Origin of the sequence: uncultured Fretibacterium sp., from assembly GCF_938040765.1 — a bacterium.
Taxonomy (GTDB): Bacteria; Synergistota; Synergistia; order Synergistales; family Aminobacteriaceae; genus CAJPSE01.
In genome coordinates this window covers 1-6,105 of record NZ_CALIAA010000292.1, presented here as the reverse complement: position 1 = coordinate 6,105, position 6,105 = coordinate 1, and the positions used below count along the sequence as shown (strand labels likewise).

The 6,105-nt window shown below is 59.5% G+C and carries 9 protein-coding genes and 1 other annotated feature; all 9 genes read left to right on the top strand.

Translation table 11 applies throughout. The features are described 5' to 3' along the window. Positions 1-107 precede the first annotated feature (107 nt). Positions 108-311, top strand: a complete 204-nt coding sequence (secE, locus tag Q0176_RS10285; RefSeq protein ID WP_299302513.1) for a preprotein translocase subunit SecE — start codon at positions 108-110, stop codon at positions 309-311. Between the two features lie 66 nt (positions 312-377). Beyond that, positions 378-920 (top strand): transcription termination/antitermination protein NusG, encoded by a 543-nt coding sequence (nusG, locus tag Q0176_RS10280; RefSeq protein ID WP_299302510.1) that lies wholly within the window; start codon positions 378-380, stop codon positions 918-920. Positions 921-995: 75 nt separating this feature from the next. Further along, positions 996-1,421, top strand: a complete 426-nt coding sequence (gene rplK, locus Q0176_RS10275) for a 50S ribosomal protein L11 (RefSeq protein ID WP_299302508.1) — start codon at positions 996-998, stop codon at positions 1,419-1,421. A 59-nt stretch (positions 1,422-1,480) separates the two neighbouring features. Next, positions 1,481-2,185 carry a 50S ribosomal protein L1 gene (rplA, locus tag Q0176_RS10270; protein ID WP_299302505.1) on the top strand — a complete coding sequence of 235 codons (705 nt, stop codon included), beginning with the start codon at positions 1,481-1,483 and terminating at the stop codon, positions 2,183-2,185. Positions 2,186-2,216: 31 nt separating this feature from the next. Beyond that, positions 2,217-2,376 (top strand) — a sequence feature (ribosomal protein L10 leader region). Between the two features lie 38 nt (positions 2,377-2,414). Then, a complete protein-coding gene (rplJ, locus tag Q0176_RS10265) occupies positions 2,415-2,945 on the top strand; it encodes a 50S ribosomal protein L10 (protein WP_299302502.1) in 531 nt (176 codons plus the stop codon). Between the two features lie 94 nt (positions 2,946-3,039). Continuing rightward, positions 3,040-3,420: a 50S ribosomal protein L7/L12 gene (gene rplL / locus Q0176_RS10260; RefSeq protein WP_299302499.1), complete on the top strand. Its 381-nt coding sequence runs from the start codon at positions 3,040-3,042 to the stop codon at positions 3,418-3,420. A 133-nt stretch (positions 3,421-3,553) separates the two neighbouring features. Then, positions 3,554-3,955 (top strand): hypothetical protein, encoded by a 402-nt coding sequence (locus tag Q0176_RS10255; protein WP_299302496.1) that lies wholly within the window; start codon positions 3,554-3,556, stop codon positions 3,953-3,955. 30 nt (positions 3,956-3,985) lie between these two features. Further along, positions 3,986-4,360, top strand: a complete 375-nt coding sequence (locus Q0176_RS10250; RefSeq protein ID WP_299302493.1) for a response regulator — start codon at positions 3,986-3,988, stop codon at positions 4,358-4,360. 248 nt (positions 4,361-4,608) lie between these two features. Then, on the top strand, positions 4,609-6,105 hold a 1,497-nt coding region (gene lepA, locus Q0176_RS10245; RefSeq protein WP_299302490.1), incomplete at its 3' end, for a translation elongation factor 4.

Here is a 6,105-nt window from a genome sequence, read left to right as displayed (position 1 = left end):
CAGAGCACTGGTCTCCAAAACCGGGGGTTGCAAGTTCGAGTCTTGCCGGGCCTGCCATTTTTTTATTGTCCAGGGTGTCGTTTCGAGGTGCCCGCAGGAGGCAATGCATGGCTAAAGAAGTTGCGAGTTCGATCCCGGGAATCGGTTTCCTGCGGGAGGCCAAGGCCGAGCTGAAGAAGGTGACCTGGCCCGGCAGAAAGCAGATTTGGTTTTCGACGCTGGTCGTTATCTTTTTTACACTTTGTGCCTCCATCTATCTGGGGGCGATCGATTTTCTCCTGACGTGGGTCTTCTCCGGGATCCTGAGCTGACGACGGCTCATCGGATAGGATCCCAGGCGCGCAGGTGGGGGTGAAGGGACTTTTCCCGAGGTTTTCATGGAGGCACAGGACGAGCGCCGCTGGTATGTCGTACAGACCTACGCGGGCTATGAGAATCGAGTGAAGGCCAACCTGGAGCAGCGCATAGCGACGATGGGGATGGAGAAAAACATCTTCAACGTGCTGGTTCCTGTGGAGGAGCGGGTCTTCGTAAAGGAAGGGAAAAGCCGCAAGGTCTCCAGGAAGCTTTATCCCAGCTATGTGCTTGTGGAGATGCTGCTCGACGAGCAGTCGTGGTACGTCGTGCGGCATACCCCGGGAGTGACGGGATTCGTCGGGGCGGGAAGCCTCCCGCTGCCTCTTTCCGAGAAGGAGGTCCGTGAGCTGATGTCCCGTATCGGCTCGGAGCAGGCCAAGCCCAAGGTGGAGATCAATTTCAGGCTGGGAGATACCGTCACCGTCAGGAGCGGTCCTTTTGAGGGGCAGGCGGGCCCCGTGGTGGAGATCATCCCGGAAAAGGGCAAGGTCAAATTCACGGTCAGCGTATTTGGTCGCGAGACCGTCGTCGAGACCGATTACGACCTCCTGGAAAAGATATGACAGACGTTCCCGTCCCTCTCTGGACGGGATCTGTGCCGTAGATGAGGTTTTATTTAGGAGAGGGGATTTTGTTTCATGGCAAAGAAGGTCGTTGGGCAGATTAAGTTGCAGTTGCCGGCCGGAAAGGCAACGCCTGCTCCTCCCGTGGGGCCTGCGCTGGGCCAGCACGGCGTCAATATTATGGAATTCTGCAAGCAGTTCAACGCGAAGACCTCGGATCAGGCAGGTTTGATCATTCCCGCGATCATTACGGTCTATGCCGACCGGAGCTTCACGTTCGAGCTCAAGACTCCTCCCGCAAGCGTTCTCTTGAAGAAGGCGGCGGGGATCGAATCGGGGTCCGGGATTCCCAACAAGACCAAGGTGGGGCAGCTCCCCAGAAGCAAGGTGCGGGAGATTGCGGAGTTGAAGCGCCAGGACCTCAACGCGAACGACGTCGAGGCCGCCATGCGCATGATCGAGGGTACGGCTCGTTCCATGGGGATTGAAATCCAGGGATAAGGGCAAAAAACAAGTGGCAGAGCTTATGGGCTCGTTATCGACCACGGGAGGTTTTATCGATGAAACGAAGTAAGCGTTACAGAGAGGCGGCCGCCAAGATCGACGGCAACAGGCAGTACGGCCTTCGCGAGGCCGTCGATCTCTTCCATTCGGTGGCGACGGCCAAGTTCAACGAGAGCATGGAGCTGCACATTCGCCTGGGCGTCGACCCGCGCCATGCGGACCAGCAGGTCCGCAGCACGGTGGGCCTCCCCCATGGCACCGGAGTGACCAAGAGGGTGCTTGTCCTCGCCACGGGCGAGAAGGTCAAGGAGGCCGAGGACGCGGGGGCCGATATCGTCGGGGGCGAGGATCTCGTCCAGAAGATAGCGGGCGGCTGGATGGACTTCGATGCGGTCATCGCGACGCCGGACATGATGAAGTCCGTCGGTCGCCTGGGTAAGGTCCTGGGGCCCCGGGGATTGATGCCGAGCGCCAAGACGGGGACCGTGACCTTCGATCTCGCCAACGCCATTCAGGAGATCAAGGCCGGCCGTGTGGAGTTCCGCGTCGATAAGGCGGGGATCGTCCATAACTCCGTGGGTAAGAAGAACTTTACCCCCGACGCCCTTTTCGAGAACGCCAAGGTCCTTCTTCAGGCGATTCAGAAAGCGCGCCCCGCTTCAGTGAAGGGGACGTACATCAAGAGCATCTCCCTGACCTCGACGATGGGGCCCGGGATATCCATCGATCCTGTCGCTGCCGTGAAGGAGCTGTCGGCATAAGGAGGAGGGCCTTTCCCCCTCGCGTTTTTTATCTATAAGGGTTTTTCGACCCCAGAGAGCAGGCGCCTTTTTTGACAAGGGCTTAATCCGATACCTGCCGAGGCTGAGAAACGGAGATGCCGCTCGAAACGCGGCGAATCTGTTCCTGTGTCCCTCGGCCTTTCAGGTCGGGGGACTTTTTGATGGGTTTTGAGGTACATTGGAATTTGATGTCGAGGAGGTGAAAATGATGCCTGCAAAAATCAAATACGAACAGGTCGCGGTTTTGAGGGAGAAGCTCGAAAGGACCGAGGCCGTCTTTGTGGGGGAGTATCGGGGGATGACGGTGGCTCAGAGCACCGCGCTTCGCGTGAAGGTCCGCGCGGCGGGCGGGGAGCTGAAGGTCGCCAAGAACACCCTTTTCGCGATTGCCATGAAGGAGGCCGGCCTCGAGTCGTTGCCGGACTCCATGGTGGTGGGGCCGAACATCTATGCGCTCTGCTACGGGGACCCCGTCGGGGTTGCCAAGGTGCTCAAGGAGTACTCCACCGACAAGACGCAGAAGGCCTTTGTTCTGAAGGGCGGACTTTTGGGCAAGATGGCCCTGGACCAGAGCCAGGTTTACGCATTGGCCGATCTTCCCTCGAAGGATGCGCTGGTGGGGCAGGTCGTCCGTACTATCGCCGCGCCCCTTTCCGGGCTGGTCACCGTGCTTTCCGGGACGATGCGAGGCCTGGTCACGTGCCTTGGGCAGATCCGGGACAAAAAAGAGGCCGCTTAGGCCAAGGCTTTTCCCGCTGTTGTTCCGTTCTTTTTGTTTGTCAGGGGCCCCGGGGTGCATTGGGGCCGATATCGAATTTAGGAGGTAAGTTTTTATGACGCGCGACGATATGATCAAGGCTATTGAGGAGATGACGGTACTCGAGCTCTCCGAGCTCGTGAAGGCCCTCGAGGAGAAGTTCGGCGTTTCCGCCGCCGCCCCCGTGGCCATGCCCATGATGGCTATGCCCGGCGCCGGCGCCGCTGCGGCCGCCGAGGAGGAGAAGACCGAGTTCGACGTGATCTACAAGGCCCCCGGCGCCAACAAGATCAACGTGATCAAGGTTGTCCGTGAGGTCACCGGCCTTGGCCTGAAGGAGGCCAAGGAGCTGGTCGACAATCCGCCCAAGCCGGTCAAGGAGGGCGTGGCTAAGGAAGAGGCCGAGGAGATCAAGAAGAAGCTCGTCGAGGCCGGCGCCGAGGTTGAGGTTAAGTAGCCGGTACGACATCGAGACTCGAAAAGCGGCCCATTGCGAGGGGCCGCTTTTTTCTTTCGCCGCTTTATTGTACAATGAGAAAGAAGAGAGCTTTTGTAGTTCTTCCTTAATCCTATGACTGGAGGGTCTTGTCATGGCAGCCCAGAAGAAAGAACCGGAGAGCAAGTCGGGTTGGTCTAATCTTGTCAACAGCAGACCGAAGAAGATCATCGTCTCTTTGATCGGGATTGTTCTTGTCCTCAATATTTTGTGGACCCTGAAGCAGAATGACACATCCTCTGAAACTCCGAGCTTGAAAGAGGAGCTGGCGAAACTGGAGCAGCGCATCGTGGAACTGGAGAAGAGGGCCGCGCCTGATGTGGAGTCCCTCCGAGCCGATTTTGAGGCGGTCAGGCAGGTGGGAGCGGGCTACGAGGCGCGCCTGAAGGAGCTGCTGAAGGCGGAGGAGGAGCATCTGGCGATGATGAAGGCGGAGCTGGAGGCCCGGGAGGCTTGGCTCGACTCTCTGCGTAAAGCCGCTTCGGACAAGAAGTAGAGGAGTTTGATACCTTGCGGAGGATCCCCGATGACGTCTCGAAGTGTTTTTATCATCGACGATGCGGATTTCGTGGTGGATATGCTGCGCCTGACGTTTGCGGACGGCGGGTATACCGTCGTGGGGTCTGCGACCGACAGCCTTCAGGGTATCGGGCAGCTGCGCGAGATGGCCTCAAAATCTCAGGCTGTCGATGTCGTCGTCGTCGATCTTCACATGCCCAGACTGGATGGGTTCGGGACCATTCGTGAAATACGCGAGATCCTGCCGGGGGCGAAAATCCTCCTGGTCAGTGCCGATGCAACTTTGCCCGTGGCCCTCAAAGCGAAGGAGCTTGGTGTGGATGGTTTTATCGTCAAGCCTTTCGAACCGGAGACCATCTGGGCGGCGCTGAAAAAAATCTGAAAAGGTTCGTTGCTTTCGTTTTTCCAACCCGTCCTGTGGGCTGGGCATGGAAAAGTACGGTTGAATCCGAGGGGCGTAAGCCCCTCTTTTTCACTTGGAGAACGTTTCCTCCGCCGGGCCGCCCGGCGGAATCCTGCCTTGCCGGGTGCGGGCAGGCTTTGGGGGCCGCTCGGGCTTGTATGGGATAGCGGTGTGAGGGCAGAGATACGGAGCCCCCATGTCAATCGGCGCTTTCAGAGGAGTCGCGTATGACACAGGAGAACATCAGAAATTTTTGCATCATCGCTCATATCGACCACGGGAAGTCCACCCTGGCGGATCGCCTTCTGGAGCGGACTTCCACGGTGCAGTCGCGGGATATGAAGCATCAGCTGCTGGACTCCCTCTCGCTGGAGCGGGAGAGGGGCATCACGATCAAGCTGGTGCCGGTGCGCATGGACTACACGTCCCCGGATGGTAAAAAGTGGGTGCTGAACCTCATCGATACGCCGGGTCACGTGGACTTCGGCTACGAGGTATCGCGGTCCCTGGCCGCCTGCGAGGGGGCGCTCCTGGTCGTGGATGCGACGCAGGGGGTCGAGGCACAGACGGTTGCGAACGCCTATCAGGCTATTGAGCAGGGGCTCGAGATTCTGCCCGTCATCAATAAAATCGACCTCCCCTCGGCCCATCCCGAGAGAGCCAAACAGGAGATCCGCGACGTGGTGGGGCTGGATGCCGACGACGCCATCCTGGCCAGTGCGAAGGACGGGCGGGGGATCGATGAGATTCTGGAGCGCATCGTCGGGTCGGTTCCGGCCCCTCGGGGGGACCCGGACGCCCCTCTTCAGGCCCTGATCTTCGATTCCGTGTACGACAACTATCGAGGCGTCATCTGCTACGTGCGGATCGTGAACGGGACCCTGAAGGCAGGGCAGGACATCCTTTTCATGGCGACCAACGTGTCCTATCCCGTGGACGAGGTGGGGGTGTTCCGCCCCTCCTTCACGCCCGTCGAGCGGTTGGGGCCGGGAGAGGTCGGCTACGTGGCCGCCAGCATCAAAACCCTGGCCGAGGCGCACGTTGGGGACACGATTACCGATGCGCGGAACCCCACTTCGGAGCCGCTTCCCGGGTACCGTAAGGTCAAGAGCGTCGTGTTCTGCGGTTTCTATCCCGTGGAGCGAGACGACTACCCGCAGCTTCGGGACGCATTGGAGAAACTTTGCCTGAACGACTCCGCCATCGTCTTCGAGCCGGAGACCTCCGTAGCCCTGGGGTTCGGGTTCCGATGCGGCTTTCTGGGGCTGCTCCACATGGACGTGGCGCAGGAACGACTCCGCCGCGAGTACGATGTCGAGCTCGTGGCTACGGCGCCCAACGTCGTCTATGAGATCATCACGAAGTCCGGCGAGGTGATCGAAGCCCACCGTCCCAACGATTTCCCCGACGTGGGGGAGATCGAGGAGATACGGGAGCCCTTCATCAAGCTCTCGGTGTTCCTGCCGTCGGAGTACGTGGGCAAGGTGATGCAGCTGGTTCAGGAAAAGCGGGGGGTCTACCGCTCCATGGACTATCTGACGCCGGAACGGGTGCGCCTGGTCTACGAGATGCCCCTGGCCGAATTCATCATCGACTTTCACGACAAGCTCAAGTCCCAGACCCGCGGCTATGCGTCCCTGGACTATGAATTCATCGGCCTCAAACCCTCCGAACTGGTCCGCGTCGACGTCCTCGTCAACGGTGAGGCGGCGACGGTGAAGCGT